This window comes from Streptomyces sp. 1-11, from assembly GCF_007176755.1.
Lineage (GTDB): Bacteria > Actinomycetota > Actinomycetes > Streptomycetales > Streptomycetaceae > Streptomyces.
Genome location: NZ_BJTV01000023.1, coordinates 26,019 through 43,447, shown reverse-complemented (window position 1 = coordinate 43,447; position 17,429 = coordinate 26,019). Strand labels below are relative to the sequence as shown.

At 75.0% G+C, this 17,429-nt stretch carries 15 protein-coding genes and 1 pseudogene; 11 read left to right on the top strand and 5 right to left on the bottom strand.

The window, feature by feature from the left end; all coding sequences use genetic code 11:
• Nucleotides 1-55: 55 nt before the first annotated feature.
• Complete coding sequence (gene ligD / locus TNCT1_RS32775) at nt 56-1,075, bottom strand: non-homologous end-joining DNA ligase (protein ID WP_174266533.1); 1,020 nt, start codon at nt 1,073-1,075, stop codon at nt 56-58.
• A gap of 74 nt (nt 1,076-1,149) precedes the next feature.
• Between ligD and TNCT1_RS32770 the strand changes: the two genes are divergently transcribed.
• Nucleotides 1,150-2,226 carry an ATP-dependent DNA ligase gene (locus TNCT1_RS32770; RefSeq protein WP_143639444.1) on the top strand — a complete coding sequence of 359 codons (1,077 nt, stop codon included), beginning with the start codon at nt 1,150-1,152 and terminating at the stop codon, nt 2,224-2,226.
• Nucleotides 2,227-2,241: 15 nt separating this feature from the next.
• Here TNCT1_RS32770 and TNCT1_RS32765 read toward each other — a convergent pair whose 3' ends face one another.
• Entirely contained in the window at nt 2,242-3,432 is a 1,191-nt protein-coding gene (locus TNCT1_RS32765) for a zinc-dependent alcohol dehydrogenase (protein ID WP_143639442.1), read from the bottom strand.
• 266 nt (nt 3,433-3,698) lie between these two features.
• Between TNCT1_RS32765 and TNCT1_RS32760 the strand changes: the two genes are divergently transcribed.
• Entirely contained in the window at nt 3,699-4,703 is a 1,005-nt protein-coding gene (locus TNCT1_RS32760) for a DUF3048 domain-containing protein (RefSeq protein WP_143639529.1), read from the top strand.
• A 42-nt stretch (nt 4,704-4,745) separates the two neighbouring features.
• Here TNCT1_RS32760 and TNCT1_RS32755 read toward each other — a convergent pair whose 3' ends face one another.
• A complete protein-coding gene (locus tag TNCT1_RS32755; protein WP_143639440.1) occupies nt 4,746-5,213 on the bottom strand; it encodes a MarR family winged helix-turn-helix transcriptional regulator in 468 nt (155 codons plus the stop codon).
• Nucleotides 5,214-5,394: 181 nt separating this feature from the next.
• Between TNCT1_RS32755 and TNCT1_RS32750 the strand changes: the two genes are divergently transcribed.
• The 7 genes and pseudogenes from TNCT1_RS32750 (at nt 5,395) to pcaD (ending at nt 11,196) form a co-directional block, all read left to right on the top strand.
• Entirely contained in the window at nt 5,395-6,150 is a 756-nt protein-coding gene (locus TNCT1_RS32750; RefSeq protein WP_143639438.1) for a CoA transferase subunit A, read from the top strand.
• On the top strand, nt 6,150-6,794 hold the full coding sequence (locus tag TNCT1_RS32745) for a CoA transferase subunit B (protein ID WP_143639436.1): 645 nt from the start codon (nt 6,150-6,152) through the stop codon (nt 6,792-6,794). Before TNCT1_RS32750 ends, TNCT1_RS32745 begins: the two co-directional genes overlap by 1 nt.
• A gap of 17 nt (nt 6,795-6,811) precedes the next feature.
• Nucleotides 6,812-7,318: pseudogene (locus TNCT1_RS32740) on the top strand (3-oxoadipyl-CoA thiolase); the annotation flags it as partial.
• A 20-nt stretch (nt 7,319-7,338) separates the two neighbouring features.
• On the top strand, nt 7,339-8,112 hold the full coding sequence (gene pcaH, locus TNCT1_RS32735) for a protocatechuate 3,4-dioxygenase subunit beta (RefSeq protein WP_143639527.1): 774 nt from the start codon (nt 7,339-7,341) through the stop codon (nt 8,110-8,112).
• A gap of 8 nt (nt 8,113-8,120) precedes the next feature.
• Nucleotides 8,121-8,723, top strand: a complete 603-nt coding sequence (gene pcaG / locus TNCT1_RS32730; RefSeq protein ID WP_143639434.1) for a protocatechuate 3,4-dioxygenase subunit alpha — start codon at nt 8,121-8,123, stop codon at nt 8,721-8,723.
• Nucleotides 8,720-10,078 carry a 3-carboxy-cis,cis-muconate cycloisomerase gene (gene pcaB / locus TNCT1_RS32725; RefSeq protein WP_143639432.1) on the top strand — a complete coding sequence of 453 codons (1,359 nt, stop codon included), beginning with the start codon at nt 8,720-8,722 and terminating at the stop codon, nt 10,076-10,078. The genes pcaG and pcaB overlap by 4 nt, the downstream gene beginning before the upstream one ends.
• Nucleotides 10,075-11,196, top strand: a complete 1,122-nt coding sequence (gene pcaD, locus TNCT1_RS32720) for a 3-oxoadipate enol-lactonase (RefSeq protein WP_143639430.1) — start codon at nt 10,075-10,077, stop codon at nt 11,194-11,196. The genes pcaB and pcaD overlap by 4 nt, the downstream gene beginning before the upstream one ends.
• A gap of 94 nt (nt 11,197-11,290) precedes the next feature.
• On the opposite strand, the gene TNCT1_RS32715 is transcribed toward pcaD, so the two are convergent.
• Nucleotides 11,291-13,969 (bottom strand): AAA family ATPase, encoded by a 2,679-nt coding sequence (locus TNCT1_RS32715; RefSeq protein WP_143639428.1) that lies wholly within the window; start codon nt 13,967-13,969, stop codon nt 11,291-11,293.
• A gap of 281 nt (nt 13,970-14,250) precedes the next feature.
• Between TNCT1_RS32715 and TNCT1_RS32710 the strand changes: the two genes are divergently transcribed.
• The gene (locus tag TNCT1_RS32710) at nt 14,251-15,402 is read left to right on the top strand and encodes an anhydro-N-acetylmuramic acid kinase (protein WP_143639426.1); all 1,152 of its coding nucleotides are present in this window, start codon (nt 14,251-14,253) and stop codon (nt 15,400-15,402) included.
• 118 nt (nt 15,403-15,520) lie between these two features.
• Nucleotides 15,521-16,585, top strand: a complete 1,065-nt coding sequence (locus TNCT1_RS32705; protein ID WP_143639423.1) for a DUF2510 domain-containing protein — start codon at nt 15,521-15,523, stop codon at nt 16,583-16,585.
• A 118-nt stretch (nt 16,586-16,703) separates the two neighbouring features.
• On the opposite strand, the gene TNCT1_RS32700 is transcribed toward TNCT1_RS32705, so the two are convergent.
• Entirely contained in the window at nt 16,704-17,348 is a 645-nt protein-coding gene (locus TNCT1_RS32700; RefSeq protein WP_143639421.1) for a TetR/AcrR family transcriptional regulator, read from the bottom strand.
• Between the last annotated feature and the right edge of the window lie 81 nt (nt 17,349-17,429).

Sequence of the window (17,429 nt, the reverse complement as noted above, 5' to 3'; positions counted from 1 at the left end):
GGACCGGGCCGGCCGGCGCCGTGGCGGACCCTGCTGCGGGCGTGGGTGGCGTCCTTCAGGAGGCCCGCTCACCGCGGGCCCGGCTCGGCTGGACCCGCTTGGGCTCGCCCGGCATCTTCGGATACTCCGGCGGGTACGGCAGGTCGCCGAGGCCGTGGTCGTGCTCGTCGCGGCGGGCCAGCTCCAGCAGGGCGTCGAGGGAGTAGGCGTGGTCGTCCATGCCGGCGTGCACGTCGCCGAGTTCGGCGAAGCGGGCCGGCATGGTGGCGAGGTCGAAGTCGCGGGGGTGGGCCGCGCCGACCTCCTCCCAGCGCAGCGGCGCGGAGACGGGGGCGTGCGGGCGGGGCCGGACGGAGTAGGCGGAGGCGATGGTGCGGTCGCGGGCGGTCTGGTTGTAGTCGATGAAGATGCGTTCGCCGCGCTCCTCCTTCCACCACTTGATGGTCACCCGGTCCGGCATCCGGCGTTCCATCTCCCGGCCCACCGCGATCGCGGCGCGGCGGACCTGGGTGAAGGTCCAGCGGGGTTCGATGGGGACGAAGACGTGCAGGCCCCGGCCGCCGGAGGTCTTGGGCCAGCCGCGCAGGCCGCCGTACTCGTCGAGGACGGCGCGCAGTTCGTGGGCGGCGCGGACGGCGTCGGCGTAGTCGGTGCCGGGCTGCGGGTCGAGGTCGATGCGCAGCTCGTCGGGGTGTTCGACGTCGCCGCGGCGCACCGGCCAGGGGTGGAAGGTGAGCGTGCCGTACTGGGCGGCCCACACCACGGCGGCCTCCTCGGTGGGGCACATCTCGTCGGCGCTGCGGCCGCTGGGGAAGGTGATGTGGGCGGTCGGGATCCAGTCGGGCATGCCCTTGGGGGCCCGCTTCTGGTAGAACCACTCGCCGCCGACGCCGTCCGGATAGCGCTCCAGGGTGGTGGGGCGCTCGCGCAGGGCGCGCAGGATGCCGGGGCCGACGGCGGCGTAGTACCGGGCGAGGTCCAGCTTGGTGAAACCGCGCTCGGGGAAGAACACCTTGTCCGGGCTGGACAGCCGTACGGTCCGCCCGGCCACCTCCAGTTGCACCGCTTCACCCATGCGGCCACGGTAGGCGCACCCCGCACAGCGCGCATACCGGGCGCGCCCGTACGTATGCGAGCAGAATCGGACGCATGGATCTCCCGGTGATGCCGCCCGTGAAGCCGATGCTCGCCAAGCCGGTGGCGAGGATCCCGCCGGGCATGCACTACGAGGCGAAGTGGGACGGGTTCCGGGCCATCGTGTTCCGCGACGGTGACGAGGTGGAGCTGGGCAGCCGTACCGGCAAGCCGCTGACCCGCTACTTCCCCGAACTGGTGGCGGCGCTGCGGGAGCGGGTGCCCGAGCGGTGCGTGCTGGACGGGGAGATCGTGATCGCGCGGGAGGGCCGGCTGGACTTCGACGCGCTGACCGAGCGGATCCATCCGGCCCAGTCACGGGTGCGGACGCTGGCGGAGCGGACCCCGGCCTCGTTCGTGGCGTTCGACCTGCTGGCCCTGGACGACCGGTCCCTGCTGGACATGCCGCTCACCGACCGGCGGGCCCTGCTCGACGGGGCCCTGGCCGGCGTGGCCGCGCCGGTCCACCTGGCGCCCGCGACCACCGACGCCGAGCTGGCCGGGCGGTGGTTCGAGCAGTACGAGGGGGCCGGTCTGGACGGGATCGTGGCCAAGCCGCTCGGCCTGCGCTACCTGCAGGACCAGCGGGCCATGTTCAAGATCAAGCACGAGCGGACGGCGGACGTGGTGGTGGCCGGCTACCGGTTGCACAAGAGCGGGCCGGTGGTGGGCTCGCTGCTGCTCGGCCTCTACGACGACCGGGGCGCGCTGCAGCACGTGGGCGTGTCGGCCGCCTTCCCGATGAAGCGGCGGGCCGAGCTGATCGAGGAGCTCCAGCCGCTGCGGATGGACGACGCCGCCGGGCACCCGTGGGCGGCCTGGGGGGAGGTGGAGGCGCACGGGACGGCCCGGCTGCCGGGGGCGCCGAGCCGCTGGTCGGGCAAGAAGGACCTGTCCTGGGTGCCGCTGCGGCCGGAGCGGGTCGCCGAGGTGGCCTACGACCACATGGAGAACGGCGCCCGCTTCCGGCACACGGCCCGTTTCCGCCGCTGGCGCCCGGACCGCGCGCCGGAGAGCTGCACCTACGCCCAGCTGGAGGAGCCGGTGCGCTACGACCTGGCGGAGATCCTGGGCACCGGCGGCGCCCCCTAGAGACCCGCCCCGCCCCTAGGGCTGCATCAGGATCTTGACGGCGCCGTCCTGCTTGCGCTGGAACATCTCGTACGCGTGCGGGGCCTCGGACAGCGGCACCCTGTGGGTGGCGAAGTCGTCGACGCCGAGCGGGTCCTCGTCCGTGAGGTAGGGCATGATCTCGTCGCTCCAGCGGCGCACGTTGGCCTGCCCCATGCGCAGCTGGATCTGCTTGTCGAACATGGTGAGCAGCGGCAGCGGGTCGGCCATGCCGCCGTAGACGCCGCTGAGCGAGATGGTGCCGCCGCGCCGGACCAGTTCGATGGCCATGTACAGGGCGGAGAGCCGGTCGACGCTGAAGCGTTCGGCGATGGGGCCGCTGATCTTGCGGGGCATCATGGCGGCGGCCGTCTGGACCAGCTTCGCGGTCGCGCCGCCGTGGGCCTCGGTGCCGACGGCGTCGATCACGGCGTCCGGGCCCCGGCCGCCGGTCTCGTCGCGGATCGCCTCCACGAGTTCCTTCTCGTCGTCGAAGGCCCTGAGGTCGTACGTCTGGGTGCCGCGCCGCTTGGCCCGGGCCAGCCGCTCGGGCACCAGGTCGACGCCGAACACCCGCTCGGCGCCCCGGGCCATCGCGATGCGGCAGGCCATGTCACCGATGGGTCCGAGCCCGAGCACGGCGAGGGTGCCGCCGGGCGGGACGGAGGCGTACTCGACCGCCTGCCAGGCGGTGGGCAGCACGTCGGAGAGGTAGACGAACCGGTCGTCCGGCGGGCCGTGGGGCACCTTCATCGGCCCGAACTGGGCCTGCGGGACGCGCAGGTACTCGGCCTGGGCGCCGGGCACCGCGCCGTACAGCCGGGTGTAGCCGAACAGCGGGGCGCCCATGTGCTCGCTGGTGACCTGGGTGGTCTCGCACTGGGTCGGCAGTCCCGTCAGACACATCCAGCAGTTGCCGCAGGCGATCTGGAAGGGCACCACGACCCGGTCGCCCACCGCGAGGTCGGGCACGGCCGCGCCGACCTCCTCCACGATGCCCATCGGTTCGTGCCCGAGGATGTCACCCGGGGTCATGAACGGGGTGAGCACCTCGTACAGGTGCAGGTCGGAGCCGCACAGACCGCTGGACGTGATGCGGATGACCGCGTCGGTGGGTTCCTCGATCCGCGGGTCCGGCACATCCTCCACCCGCACGTCCCGCCTGCCCTGCCAGGTGACTGCCTTCATGAGGTCGCGCTCCCTTGCTCGCGTGCGCGCCGGTTCGCCCTGGCGCGTCCGTTCTGGGGTGGCGGCCGGGTACCCGGGCGAGCCTCAGCGAACCGCGTGCTCTCCGTCGCCGGCGGCGCACGGCCCGCTCCCCCGCCGCCCGCCCGGGTCACGCCAGGGGCCCGATCGGCCCAGCGGACGCGCGCGGAAACGGCGTACCGGGTATGGCCCGGACTGTCCCGGCGAGCACACAATCGACCTATACGAACGGGGAGACGACGGTGGGCATGCGATCCGCGGCGCGCTCGCGCCGCGCCGCGCTGACGGCGGCACTCGTCACCGCGACGGCGGTGGCCTCACTCACGGCGGGCTGCACCCGCCACGGACCGGCCGACGACGCCCGCGCCCCGGCGCGCACCCCCACGCCGAGCGCTCCCGTCGCCTCCACGCCCGCCCCCACACCCACGCCGCCGGCCGGGTCACCGCTCGCCGTGAAGATCGACAACGTGCCCGCTGCGCGCCCGCAGACCGGACTCGACGCCGCCGACGTGGTGTACGCGGAGCAGGTCGAGGGCGGTCTGAGCCGGCTGATGGCGGTGTACGCCACCCGGCTGCCGAAGTCGGTCGGGCCGGTGCGCAGCGCCCGCGAGTCGGACCTGGAGCTGCTGCGCCAGTTCCACCGGCCGACGCTGGCCTACTCGGGCGCCCAGCACAAGCTGCTGCCGCTGATCGGCCGGGCGCCGCTGCGGGCCGAGTCGCCCGACGACGCCGCGGGCGCCTACTACCGGGGCGCGGGCCGGGCCGCGCCGCACAACCTGTACCTGCGCCCCGCCCGGCTGCTGCGCTCCGCCCCGGGCCGGACCGCGCTGACCACGGGGTTCCGGTACGGTCCGGCGCCCTCCGGCGGAGCGCCGGCGGCCACCCGCACGGTGCGCTTTCCGGCGGCGCGCTTCACCTTCACCTGGTCCGGACGGCGGGGCGGCTGGCTGGTCGCCATGGACGGCACGCCCGCTGCGACCACGGACGGCGGCCCCATGGCGCCGCCGACCGTCGTCGTGCAGTACGTGCGGATCCGCCTCTCGAAGTTCCACGACGTGCTCGGCAACCGCACCCCGTACACCGAGACGGTCGGTTCCGGCCGTGCGGAGGTGCTGCGCGACGGGCGCTCCTTCGCGGCGCGGTGGTCCCGGCCGGCCGCGGCGGACGGCACGCGGTTCACGGCGGCGGCCGGCGGCCCGGTGAACTTCGCCGCCGGCCAGGTGTGGGTGGTGTTCGCCCCGTCCGGCGGCTGACCGGGCTCAGCCCTACCGGAGGGCCGGCGGCTGACCGGGCCGTCAGCCCTGCCGGAGGGCCGGCGGCTCCGCCGGGTTGCGCAGTTCCTCGGCGGCGTCCGCGACCCGGCGGATCAGGTCGAAGAAGACGGTCTGCTCCTCGGCGGTCAGCGGCGCGAGGAAGACCTGGTTCATACGGGCGGTGCGCACGTTCAGCCTGCGGTGCGTGCGCGTCCCGTCGTCGGTGAGCCGGAGCAGGAAGCGGCGCCCGTCCTGCGGATCGCGCACCTTGTCCAGCAGGCCGCGGCGGCCGAGCCGGCTGATGACCTCGGCGATGGTCGACCGGTCGAGGCCCACCCGCTCCCCCACGGTGCGCTGGTCGAGTCCCGGCTCGGCGACGAGCACGTTCAGGACGGCGAACTGCGGGGAGGTGATCTCCTCCGAGACCATCGTGTTCCACAGCAGGTAGTGCGCCTGCTGGAGCCGCCGGGCCAGGTGCCCGGGATGGGTGGTGAGGTCCGCCGCGGCCATGCGCGCTCCCCTGATCGAATCGTTGGTGCACTGAACAATACCGGCCGAAGAAGTCGCTGTCTGCGGGCTTGATCCTGGGTTATGCGAGGTCTTGACGGTTCACGCATCCGGTGGCAGCGTGAGCGCCACCTCGCTGAAATACTCAGTGCCCTGATTAATTTGCAGAGATGGGGCTTCACGGATGGACAAGGTGGTCGCCACGGCCGCCGAGGCGGTGGCCGATGTGCCGGACGGCGCGTCCCTCGCGGTCGGCGGTTTCGGGCTGAGCGGTGTGCCGAACGTACTGATCCAGGCGCTGTACGAGCGCGGCACGGCCCGACTGGGCGTGGTGTCGAACAACTGCGGAGCGATGGAGTCCGGCCTCGCGGTGCTGCTCGCGGCCGGCCGGATCGCCCGGGTGACCGGCTCCTACATCGGCGCCAACAAGGAGTTCGCCCGCCAGTACCTGGCCGGTGAGCTGGAGGTCGAGCTGATCCCGCAGGGCACCCTCGCCGAGCGGCTGCGCGCCGGCGGCGCGGGCATCCCCGCGTTCTACACCCCGGCGGGCGTGGGCACGCAGGTCGCCGACGGCGGGCTGCCCTGGCGCTACGACGGGACGGGCGGGGTCGCGCTGGCCTCGCCGCCGAAGGAGGTGCGGGAGTTCGACGGCGTGGAGTACGTGCTGGAGCGCGGCATCCGCACCGACTTCGCGCTGGTGCGCGCCGCCCGGGGCGACCGGCACGGCAACCTCGTCTTCAACCGGTCCGCCCGCAACTTCAACCCGCTGGCCGCGATGGCCGGTCGGGTGACCGTCGCCGAGGTGGAGGAACTGGTGGAGCCCGGGGACATCGACCCGGACGCGGTGCACGTGCCCGGCGTCTTCGTGCAGCGCGTGCTGGCGCTGACCCCTCAGCAGGCGGCGGACAAGAAGATCGAGCGGCGGACGGTGAGGTCCTGATGGCCTGGACACGCGAGGAGATGGCCGCCCGCGCGGCCCGCGAGCTGGAGGACGGCCAGTACGTCAATCTCGGCATCGGCCTGCCGACGCTGATCCCCAACCACCTGCCGCCCGGCGTCGAGGTGGTACTGGAGTCGGAGAACGGCATCCTCGGCACCGGCCCCTACCCGGCCGAGGACGAGGTCGACCCGGACCTCGTCAACGCCGGCAAGGAGACCGTGACGGTGCTGCCGGGCGCCTCCTTCTTCGACTCGGCGCTGTCGTTCGCGATGATCCGCGGCGGGCACATCGACGTGGCCGTGCTGGGCGCGATGCAGGTGTCCGCGGGCGGCGACCTGGCCAACTGGGCGGTCCCGGGGAAGCTGGTCACCGGCATCGGCGGCGCGATGGACCTGGTGCACGGCGCGCGGACGGTCGTCGTCGTCATGACGCACACGGCCAAGGACGGCTCCCCGAAGATCCTCCGGCGGTGCACGCTGCCGCTCACGGGCAAGGCGTGTGTGAACCGGATCGTCACCGACCTCGGCGTGCTCGACGTCACCGGGGACGGGCTGGTCCTCGTGGAGACCGCGCCCGGGGTGAGCGCCGACGAGGTGGCCGCCCGCACCGACGCCGAACTGACCGTCGCGGAGGGCCTGCTGTGAAGACCGTCTACATCGTTGAGGGCGGCACGGTGACCGCGGGCAACGCCTCCCCGCTCAACGACGGCGCCGCCGCGCTGCTCCTCGCCGACGAGGAGGGGCTGAGGTCGCTCGGCCGGGAGCCCCTCGCGCGGGTGTCGGCGACGGGTGTGTCCGCGACCGACCCGCAGTACTTCGGGCTCGCCCCCGTCGAGGCCGTCCGCCGCGCCCTCGCCAAGGCGGGCAGGGACTTCGGCGATCTGTCCGTGCTCGAACTGAACGAGGCGTTCGCCGCCCAGGTGCTCGGCTGTCTCGCCGAGTGGCCCGAGTTCGACCCGGCGGTCCTCAACCCGCAGGGCGGGGCGATCGCGCTCGGCCATCCTCCCCCGCTCTCGACTCCGCTCGAACGGGGGGACCCCCATGGCGCTTCCGGCGCCCGGCTCGCGGGCACCGTCGCCCACCAGCTCGCCCGCCGCGGCTCCGGCACCGGCGTGGCCACCCTCTGCATCGGCGTGGGCCAGGGCCTCGCCCTCGTCCTCGAGCGCTAAGGAAGCGTCAGGTGACCGCCATGACACTCACCCAGCAGGACATCGACCAGGAGATCGCGGCCGAGCGCGCCGCGTACGAGAAGCGGATCGCCGACGGCGCCCCCGTCGAGCACCACCCGCGCCGGGACTACGCGCCCTACCGCTCGTCGGTGCTGCGCCATCCCAGGCAGCCGCTGGTCGCCATCGACACCGCGAAGGATCCGGAACTGGTCGAGCTGCACTCCCCCGCCTTCGGGGAGCGCGACATCACCGGGGTCGACAACGACCTCACCCGGCACCACCGGGGCGAGCCGGTCGGCGAGCGCATCACCGTCTCGGGCCGGCTGCTGGACCGGGACGGCCGGGCCGTGCGCGGCCAGCTCGTGGAGATCTGGCAGGCCAACTCGGCCGGGCGGTACGCCCATCAGCGGGAGCAGCACGACGCCCCGCTCGACCCGAACTTCACGGGCTTCGGCCGCACCCTCACCGACGCCGAGGGCCGCTACCACTTCACCACCATCCAGCCCGGCCCGTACCCGTGGCGCAACCACGTCAACGCCTGGCGTCCGGCGCACATCCACTTCTCGGTGTTCGGCGCGGCGTTCACGCAGCGGCTGGTGACGCAGATGTACTTCCCGAACGACCCGCTCTTCCCGTACGACCCGATCCTGCAGTCCGTGACGGACGACGCGGCACGGCAGCGGCTGGTCGCCACCTACGACCACGGCCTGTCGGTGCCGGAGTTCTCCCTCGGCTACCACTGGGACATCGTGCTGGACGGCCCCGCCGCCACCTGGATCGAGGAAGGACGCTGACCGCAGCGATGACGAAGACAGACACCGGCGGCCCCGGGAACGTGCTGCCCACCCCGTCCCACACGGTCGGCCCGTTCTACGGGTACGCGCTGCCCTTCCGCGGCGGCGAGGACATCGCCCCGCTGGGGCACCCCGACACGGTCACCGTGCACGGCTACGTCCTCGACGGCGAGGGCAGGCCACTGCCCGACGCCCTCGTCGAGCTGTGGGGGCCGCGCCCCGACGGCACCGTCCCGCAGGTGGACGGATCGCTGCGGCGCGATCCGGCGACCGGCGGCTATCTGGGCCGCAACGGCGTGGAGTTCACCGGCTGGGGACGCGTCCAGACCGACGCGGACGGCCACTGGTACGCACGGACGCTGCGGCCCGGCGCCCGCGGGGACAGCGCGCCGTACCTGAGCGTGTGCGTCTTCGCGCGCGGCCTGCTCGTCCACCTGTTCACCCGGATCTACCTGCCGGGCGACGAGGCGGCCCTGGCCGCCGACCCGCTGCTCGCCCGGGTGGGCGACCGGCGCGGCACGCTGATCGCCGGTGCCGAGGGCGACGGGACCTACCGCTTCGACATCCGCCTCCAGGGCGAGGGCGAGACGGTCTTCCTGGAGTTCCGGTGACGCCGCCGCCCTCCGGCCGGGAGACGCCCCCGCAGGAGGACGACACCGGACTGCTGGCCCCCGGGTGGGCCGGCACCCCCGCCGCCGCCGCGACGAGCGACTCGGCCTACCTGCGGGCCCTGCTCGACGCAGAGACCGCCCTCACCCGCGCCCAGGCCGGGCTCGGTCTCGCGCCGGCGGCGGCCGCCGCCGCGGTGACCGAGGCGGCCGACCCCGCCCGCTTCGACGTCCGCTCGCTCGCCGAGCGGGCCCGCGCCGGCGGCAACCCGGTCATCCCGCTGGTCGCCGACCTGACGAAGGCGGCGGGCGAGGAGCACGGTCCGTACGTGCACCGGGGAGCCACCAGCCAGGACATCATGGACACCGCGGCCATGCTGGTGGCCGCGCGCACCCTGGGCCCGGTCCTGGACGACCTCGGCCGGACCGAGCGGGCGCTCGCCCGGCTGGCCGCCGGACACCGGGACACCCCGATGCCCGGGCGGACCCTCACCCAGCACGCCGTGCCGACGACGTTCGGGCTGAAGGCGGCGGGCTGGCGCTCGCTGGTGCTGGACGCCCGCGACCGCGTGCGCCGGGTGCGGGACTCGCTCCCCGCCCAGCTCGGGGGCGCCGCCGGCACCCTGGCGGCGTTCCGCGCGTACGGCGCCGTGGACGCGGCCGCGCTCACCGGCGCCTACGCCCGCGAAGTCGGCCTGGCCGCACCGGCGTTGCCCTGGCACACGCTGCGCACCCCGGTCGCCGACCTGGCCGGCTGCCTGGCCTTCGCGGCGGGCGCGCTCGGCAAGCTCGCCGCGGACGTGCTGACGCTGTCGCGCACGGAGACCGGCGAGCTGACCGAGGGCAGCGGCGGCGGCTCCTCGGCCATGCCGCACAAGGCGAACCCGGTGCGCTCCACGCTCGTCGCGGCCGCCGCCCGGCGCGCCCCGCAGCTCGCGGCCACCCTGTACGGCTCGCTCGCCGCCGAGGACGAGCGGCCGGCCGGCGCCTGGCACGCCGAGTGGGAGCCGCTGCGCGACCTGCTCCGACTGGTCGGCGGCGCCGCCGCGCACGCGGCCGTCTTGGCCGAGGAGTTGCGCGCGCACCCCGGCGCGATGCGGCGGAACCTCGACGTCACCCGGGGGCTGATCGTCTCCGAACGGCTCTCCGCCGCCCTGGCCTCCGTGCTCGGCCGGGCCCGGGCGAAGGAACTGCTCACCGAACTGGCCCGCCGCGCGCACGAAGAGGACCGTCCACTGCGCGAACTCCTGGCCGAGCAGCCCGAACTGGGGGAGGCCGACCTGGACGACCTCACCGACCCCGCCCGCTACACCGGTTTCGCCGGTGCCCTCACCGACCGTGCCCTGGAGCGTCGTTGACCGTGCAACTCCTCAACCACCTCGACGAAGGACCGGCGTCCGCTCCCGCGCTGCTGCTCGGGCCGTCGCTCGGCACCTCCTCGGCCCTGTGGGACGCGGTCGCGCCCGAGCTGACCGGCGGCCACCGCGTGGTCCGCTGGGACCTGCCGGGCCACGGCGGTTCGGCGGCGGACCTGATCGGGCCCGGCGCCACCGTCGGCGACCTGGCCGGCCTGGTGCTGGCACTCGCCGACGCCCTCGGTGTCGAGCGGTTCGCCTACGCGGGAGTGTCGCTGGGCGGAGCGGTCGGCCTGCACCTGGCCGCGTACCACCCCGAGCGGCTGTCCTCCCTCGCGGTCATCTGCTCCTCGGCCCACTTCGGCGGCGCGGACCCGTGGCGCGAGCGCGCCGAGCGGGTGCGCCGGGAGGGCCTGGAGTGGCTGGCGGAGAGCGCCGACGCCCGCTGGTTCACGCCCGGTTTCACCGTGCCCCGGCTGGTGCGGGACCACCGGGAGGCCGACCCCGGGGCGTACGCCGCCTGCTGCGACGCGCTGGCCGCCTTCGACCTGCGCGACCGGCTCGCCCGGATCACGGTGCCGACGCTGCTCGTCGCGGGCCGTGAGGACCCCGCGACGCCGCCGGCGCACCTGCGGGAGATCGCGGACGCGGTGCCCGGCGCCACGCTGCTGGAGCTGCCGGGCGCCTCCCACCTGGCGCCCGCCGAGGTCCCCGAGGCCGTCGTGGCCGCCCTGCGCGCCCAGCTCGACGGCCCTGCGGCGAGCGGGATGGCGGTGCGCCGGGAAGTGCTGGGCGATGCGCACGTGGACCGGGCGCAGGCGAGGCAGACCCCGTTCACCGCGCGGTTCCAGGACTTCATCTCCCGCTACGCCTGGGGGGAGATCTGGACCGATCCGACGCTGTCCCGCCGCGAGCGCAGCATGATCACGCTGACCGCGCTGGTCGCGCACGGCCACTACGACGAGCTGGCCATGCACGTCCGGGCGGCCCGGCGCAACGGCCTGACCCCCGAGGAGATCGGCGCGGTGCTGCTGCAGACCGCCGTGTACTGCGGGGTGCCCGCGGCCAACTCGGCGTTCGCGACGGCCCAGCGGGTGCTGGCCGAGGAGGAGACCGCCTGACGCGCCGGGGTGCGATGCCGGGCGCCGCGGGCCCGGCGGGAGCTGCCGGCCAGGCCTTGGCTCGCCGGACCGGCCCTGGTTTGCCGGACCGGCCCTAGCGCAGCCCGCGCCCCGTCTCCAGCACCTCCCGCGCCTGCGCCGCGAGACCGTCCGCCCCGCAGGAGCGCGCCAGGGTCAGGCCCCGCTCCAGCTCGGCGACCGAGCGGGTCATGACGCCGTACTCGACCCGGGCCGCCGCGTGCTCGTACTGGCAGGGCGAGGCCTCCAGGTAGGCGACGGCCTGGGCCGCGAGGCGCACCGCGCCCCGGCCGGTCTCCAGGGCGGCGGCGCAGCGCAGGGCCTCGCCGATGGCCGTGTCGGTGCCGAACCGCTCGGCCTGCCGGCGGGCGTCCGCGGCGAGCCGGGCGGCACGGGCCGGATCCTGTACGGCCAGGGCCCGGGCGAGGTCGAGGGACCAGGGGGCGAGGACCGGGTTGTGGCCGCCGCGGGAGGCGGCGGTCTTCTCGGCGGCCTCCAGTTCGTTGACGCCGTCCTCGGTGCGGCCCACGGCGAGCAGCAGCCGGCCGCGCACGGAGCGGATGTCGGGCAGCACGATGGTGGACGGGTAGGGCGGGGCGAAGCCGTACCGCCCGGCGATCGACCAGGCCTCCTCGACGTCGCCGCGGGCCAGCAGGGTGTCGACCAGTCCGCAGGTCGCGGACCAGTACAGCGGCAGGCGGCGGCCGACGCGCTCGGCGAGCGCCAGTGCCTCGCGCAGCGCGGCCTCGGCGTCGCGCAGCCTGCCCTGCCTGCGGTAGGCGAGGCCGAGGAAGGCGTTGGCCAGGGAGAGGTGGCCGCCGCGCCAGCCCGCGCCGGTGTAGGCGCGCAGGGCTTCGGCGAACAGGCTCTCGGCGCGGTCGAGGCGGTCGGCGTAGGCGTACGCGCTGCCGAGCATCATCAGCAGCTCGATGCCCCACTCGCCGTCGGTCCAGCCGAGCCCGGGCGCCAGGCGGCCGTTGACCAGGGCGCGGTCGCAGGACTGTACGACGTCCTCGGCGCTCTCGCCGTGGGTCATCGCGTCGAAGCCGCGCAGGATCAGCAGGGCGCGCTCGGAGTTGTCCCGGCCGGTGCAGATGCGGGCCAGCTCGGCCAGGCGACGGGACCGTTCCTGGGAGGCGGTCTCGCCGTGGATGCCCTCCCACATGAACTGCACGGCCCGCAGCCGCATCCCGACCGGGGACGACGGGTGCCGGGCGGCCTCGGCCTCGACCGTGCGGACGGCCTCCTCCAGTTCGTCGTTGTGCAGCAGCGCCTGGGAGAGCCGGACGACGGCGTCGACCCGCTGCGTGTCGTCGAGGCCCGGCAGGGCCAGGGCGTTGCGCAGGTGCTCGACGGTGACGGCGGGCGCGGTCAGCAGGGTGGCCCGGCCCAGCTCGTAGAGCACGTGGGCGTGGACCTCGGGGCGCGGCGGCTCCCGCAGGGCGCGTTCCAGGCAGCGGCGGGCCGCGTCCGGCGCGCCGACGGCCAGGTGTTCGCGGGCCGCCTCGCGCAGTTGCCCGACGAGTTCCTCGTCGTCGTCCGGGTGCACCTTCAGCAGGTGCCGGGAGGCCTCGGCGGCGCCGTGCCCGCTCTCGGTGAGGATCTGCGCGGCGACCCCGTGCATGGCGGTGCACACGCCGGCCGGGATGGAGTCGTACACGGCGGAGGCGATCAGCGGGTGGACGAACTCCAGCTCGCCGTCGCCGGGGTCGGCGCCGGCCACGGCCGCGGGCTCGGTGAGGATGCGGGCGTTGCGCAGCAGTTCGGCGCAGCGCCCGGCGACCGCGGTGCTCATGCCGGCGAGCCGGGCGACGAGGGCGACGGAGATGCCGGTGTCGAGGATGGCGGCCGCCCAGGCGAACCGGGTGGCCTCGATGCCGAGACCCTTGAGCCGGTCGACGAGGCCGCCGCCGCGGGCGGAGCGGTTCAGGGCCCGCAGCTCGCCGGCCCGCGCCTCCACCGGCTGCACCTCGCTGTCCCGCACCTTCGCCAGCAGTTCGACGGTGTCGTAGGGGTTGCCGCCGGTGACGGCCCAGACCTCGCGGCAGAACGGATCGTCGGCGTGCCGGCCAACGGTGGCGCGGGTGAGCCCGGCGGTGGCGTCCGGGGTGAGGGCGCTGAGGTTGACGGGCAGGGCCGCGGCGGCCACCGCGTCGAGGTACCGGGCGCTGTCCCCGCTCACCTCGCCGGGGCGGCGGGCCACCACGACCAGCACGGACAGGTCGTCCAGGCGCTCGGCGAACGCGGAGAGCCAGCGCAGGGTCTCCTGGTCGGCCCAGTGCGCGTCGTCGACGAGCAGGACCAGCGGCCACTCGCGGCGGGCGAGCCGGCGCACGGCGGCGACGAGTCCGTCGCACACGTACTGCGGGTCGGCGGTGCCCCCTTGCGGGTCCACTATGCCGAGGGCGGGGCCCGCTATGTCGTACCAGTCGCCGAGGTACTCCCGGGCCTCTCCCGGCAGCAGGGAGATCAGCGCGGGCTGCAGCAGTTGCCGGACCACGTTGAAGGGGACGGACCTCAGCGTCTCGCCGCCCCGCGCGGACCACACGGCGCAGCCGCGGCGCTCGGCCATGCGGCGGGTCTCGTTGAGCAGCGCGGTCTTGCCGAGGCCGGCCTCGCCCCGCAGCACCAGCAGACTGCCCGCGGACGACCGGTCGGCGCACAGGGCGTCGAGCGCCCCGGTGACCGTGGCGATCTCCGTGTCCCGCTCCCACAGGGGAGCGGGGCCGGTCGCCGAAGGCCGTCGCTCCGTCATCCCGTTGCCTCCCCGGGTCGCCCGAATGACGTACAGACCCCGAGCGTAGCCGTCCGGTGGGGCGTGTGGTGATCGGTCGGGACCCGTGTTGCCCCGCCGGGTGAAATATGCCGCGGGCGGGCGACGCGCATCCCGTCCGGCCTGCCGGTGTGCCGCGGACGGACCGTCAACCCGGCCGCCGTGACCGGGGCTCGCCCACCGCCTGACCAACGCGCCGCTCTCCGGCCGCGCCTGGCAGATCATCACGGGGGGGAATGCCCTCGGGAAAGGCGGGTTGAGCGGTGCGGGTGATCGGGCTGATGTCGGGTACGTCGTACGACGCGGTGGACGCCGCCGCGGCGGATCTGCGCCTGGACGGCGACACGCTGGTGCTGGAGCCGCTCGGGATGGTGAGCGCGCCGTACGGCGGTGAGCTGCGGGCCGCGCTCGCGGCGGCGCTGCCGCCGGCCGCCGTCCCGCTGGCCGAGGTGTGCGCGCTCGACACCCGGATCGGGCAGGCGTTCGCCGCCGCGGCCGTACGCGCCGACCGCGAACTCTGCGCCGGGCGCGCCGAGCTGGTGGCCTCGCACGGCCAGACGGTCCACCACTGGGTGGACGGCGGCCGGGTGCGCGGCACGCTCCAGCTCGGGCAGCCCGCGTGGATCGCGGAGGCGACCGGGCTGCCGGTGGCCGCCGACTTCCGCGCCCGGGACGTGGCCGCCGGCGGTCAGGGCGCTCCGCTGGTCAGCCTGGTCGACCTGCTGTGGCTGCGGGGCAGGCCGGGCCGGCCGGTGGCGCTGAACATCGGCGGCATCGCCAACCTGACCGCGCCGGACGGCACGGCGTTCGACACCGGGCCGGGCTGCGCGCTGCTCGACGCGGCGGCCCGGCACTTCAGCGGCGGGCGGCTGGCCTGCGACACCGACGGCGCACTGGCCGCGCGGGGCCGGCCGGACGGGGCGCTGCTGGAGCGGCTGCTGGCCGAGCCGTACTACGCGCTGGAGCCGCCCAAGACGACCGGCAAGGAGCTGTTCCACGCCGGGTACCTGCGTTCCTTCGGGGTGGACTCGCTGGCCGCCGAGGATGCGCTGGCCACGCTCACCCGGCTGACGGCCCGGACGGTCGCCGACGCGGTGCGGCGGGTCGGCGCTGGCGAGGTGGTGGTGTCCGGCGGGGGCACCCGCAACCCGGTGCTCATGGCGGTGCTGCGGCACCGGCTCGCGGGCGTCGCGGTGCGCGGCTCGGACGAACTGGGCCTGCCCGCCGCCGCGAAGGAGGCGTACGCCTTCGCGGTGCTCGGCTTCCTCACCGCGCACGGCCTGGCCGGCACCGACCCGCGCAGCACCGGCGCCCGTCACCCGAGCGTGCTCGGCTCGCTGACACCGGGCCGGGACGGCCTGCGGCTGCCGCCGCCGGCGGGACGCGCGCCGGTGCGGATGGTGGTGGCCGGGTGACCGCCGCCGGGCCGCCGCCGGAATCCGCCGCGGAAATCTCCGGAGAAATGCCCCGTTACGCGAAGTTGGCGGGGGATCCTCTCATCCCGCTTTCACCGACGCCTCATACGGTGGGGTCATGACGCAGGTGACTCCTCCCGGGTGGTACCCCGACCCCGGGCAGACGAATGACGGTCCGCCCACCGAGCGCTGGTGGGACGGCAGCGCCTGGACGGACCGGACCCGCCCCGCCGGTACGGCCGCCGTGTGGGGTCCCCCGGCGCAGCAGCCGGCCGCCGGCGCGCAGCCGTTTCCCCCGGCGTACCAGCAGCCGTACGGGGCGCAGCCGGGACATCCGGCGTACTCGCCGTACCCGTACCAGCCCCCGGCCGCGCCCCGGCGCGGACTGCGCACGGGCATAGCCGTGGGAGCCGCGGCCGCGGTCCTGGTGTGCATCGGGGTCGGGGTGTACGCCCTCGCCAAGGGCGACGGCGGCGACTCCGGGCGCGCCGGGTCGCAGGCGGGGCAGGACGGCCGGACCGGCGGCCAGGACGGGCCCGGCGGCGGTCCCGGCGGTTTCGGCGGCGACGGCGGGCGGGGCGGCTCCGGTGGCCCGGGCGGCGGCGGGCCGGGCGAGTCGCCCGCGCCCGGCGGCTCCGGCGCGCCCAAGGTGCAGGGCGGCGGCATGGTGCCCGACCCGGTCAACGGCATCAGCCTGCCGGTGCCCAAGGGCTGGACCGGGGAGTCGATCGGCGTCGGCGCCCAGGTGACCTCCGGCGACTCCTACAAGTGCCCCGGCAACAGCGCGCAGACCTGCACCGCGGGCGGCGCCTACACCGCGCCCGCCCTCAACCTGAGGACCAAGGGCGACACCGCCGAGGAGGTCGCCAAGGCGGACATCGCGGCCAACGCCAAGCAGTCGTACGGCGGTACCACCTACGGCAGCATCACCTCGCACGAGGTGCTGTCCGCCAAGGCGGTGACGGTGGCCGGGCAGAAGGGTTACGCGGTGCGCTGGAAGGCGGTCACCAGCAAGGGCGCCGACGGCTACGTGGAGTCGGTGGCCTTCCCCTCGCCCAACGACGCGAAGCGGATGGTCGTGGTGCGCTTCGGCGTGGACGTCGGCAAGGACGTGGCGGTCATCGACGAGATCCTGAAGGGCATCGAGGTCTCGTCGGGCGGCGGGAGCGGCCAGGACGTCTGAGGACGTCCTGGGAAAGCAGTCGGCCGGGTGGGGCGCCCCTCCGCTCAAGGGGAACCCCACCCGGCCGGGGGGTGCGCGCCGCCCCCGTCCCCACGGTGCGGCGCTGGCAGGTCACCGTTCAGTCATCCCGTGAACGGCGGCCTGGGTCCGGGGTCAGTCCGAGCGCGGGCAGCACGGTGGCCTCCACGAAGCGGACGAGGTAGTCGGCGTCGGCGTACTGCCCGCTGAGGACCGGCCGGACGCGCAGGACGCCGAACATCATGGCCGGGACGTACTCCAGCGCGGGGTGGTCCGCGGGCACCTCGCCGCGCTGCACGCCCCGCGCCAGCATCTCCTGGAGCTCGGCGATCTCGGGCAGCACCAGGGCCTCGCGCAGCGCCTGCGCCAGTTCGTGGTCGGCCGTGACCGCGTGGCCCAGCGCCTGCATCAGGCGGGTGTCCTTGTTGGACCAGTCCCCCGCGGCCCGCGCGGCCAGGCACAGGTCCTCGGCGAGCGAGCCGGTGTCGATGCCGGCGAAGCGCACCTTGCGGTTGGCGCGCAGCGCGGCCGCGACGAACTGCGGCTTGGTCTTCCACTGCCGGTAGAGGGTGGACTTGCTGCACCGGGTGCTGTGGGCGACGCCCTCCATGGTCACGGAGTCGTAGCCGCACTCGCGGATCTGCTCCAGCACGGCGTCGAAGAACTCCCGCTCACGCTCCGGCGTGATCTTGGAGCGGCGCGAGGCGGCGACCGTGTCCGGTCCGTCTTCGGCCTGCGACGTCATGCGTTGGCTCTCCTCACTCCGCAACGGGACGAGTCCCGGCCTCCAGTGTGTCGCACCTCAATCGATACGCCAGTGTACCGG

Coding starts and splice junctions, on each gene's coding strand:
- ligD (WP_174266533.1), bottom strand. CDS start 1,075: ATGGGTGAAGCGGTGCAACTGGAGGTGGCCGGGCGGACCGTACGGCTG.
- TNCT1_RS32770 (WP_143639444.1), top strand. CDS start 1,150: ATGGATCTCCCGGTGATGCCGCCCGTGAAGCCGATGCTCGCCAAGCCG.
- TNCT1_RS32765 (WP_143639442.1), bottom strand. CDS start 3,432: ATGAAGGCAGTCACCTGGCAGGGCAGGCGGGACGTGCGGGTGGAGGAT.
- TNCT1_RS32760 (WP_143639529.1), top strand. CDS start 3,699: ATGCGATCCGCGGCGCGCTCGCGCCGCGCCGCGCTGACGGCGGCACTC.
- TNCT1_RS32755 (WP_143639440.1), bottom strand. CDS start 5,213: ATGGCCGCGGCGGACCTCACCACCCATCCCGGGCACCTGGCCCGGCGG.
- TNCT1_RS32750 (WP_143639438.1), top strand. CDS start 5,395: ATGGACAAGGTGGTCGCCACGGCCGCCGAGGCGGTGGCCGATGTGCCG.
- TNCT1_RS32745 (WP_143639436.1), top strand. CDS start 6,150: ATGGCCTGGACACGCGAGGAGATGGCCGCCCGCGCGGCCCGCGAGCTG.
- pcaH (WP_143639527.1), top strand. CDS start 7,339: ATGACACTCACCCAGCAGGACATCGACCAGGAGATCGCGGCCGAGCGC.
- pcaG (WP_143639434.1), top strand. CDS start 8,121: ATGACGAAGACAGACACCGGCGGCCCCGGGAACGTGCTGCCCACCCCG.
- TNCT1_RS32715 (WP_143639428.1), bottom strand. CDS start 13,969: ATGACGGAGCGACGGCCTTCGGCGACCGGCCCCGCTCCCCTGTGGGAG.
- TNCT1_RS32705 (WP_143639423.1), top strand. CDS start 15,521: ATGACGCAGGTGACTCCTCCCGGGTGGTACCCCGACCCCGGGCAGACG.
- TNCT1_RS32700 (WP_143639421.1), bottom strand. CDS start 17,348: ATGACGTCGCAGGCCGAAGACGGACCGGACACGGTCGCCGCCTCGCGC.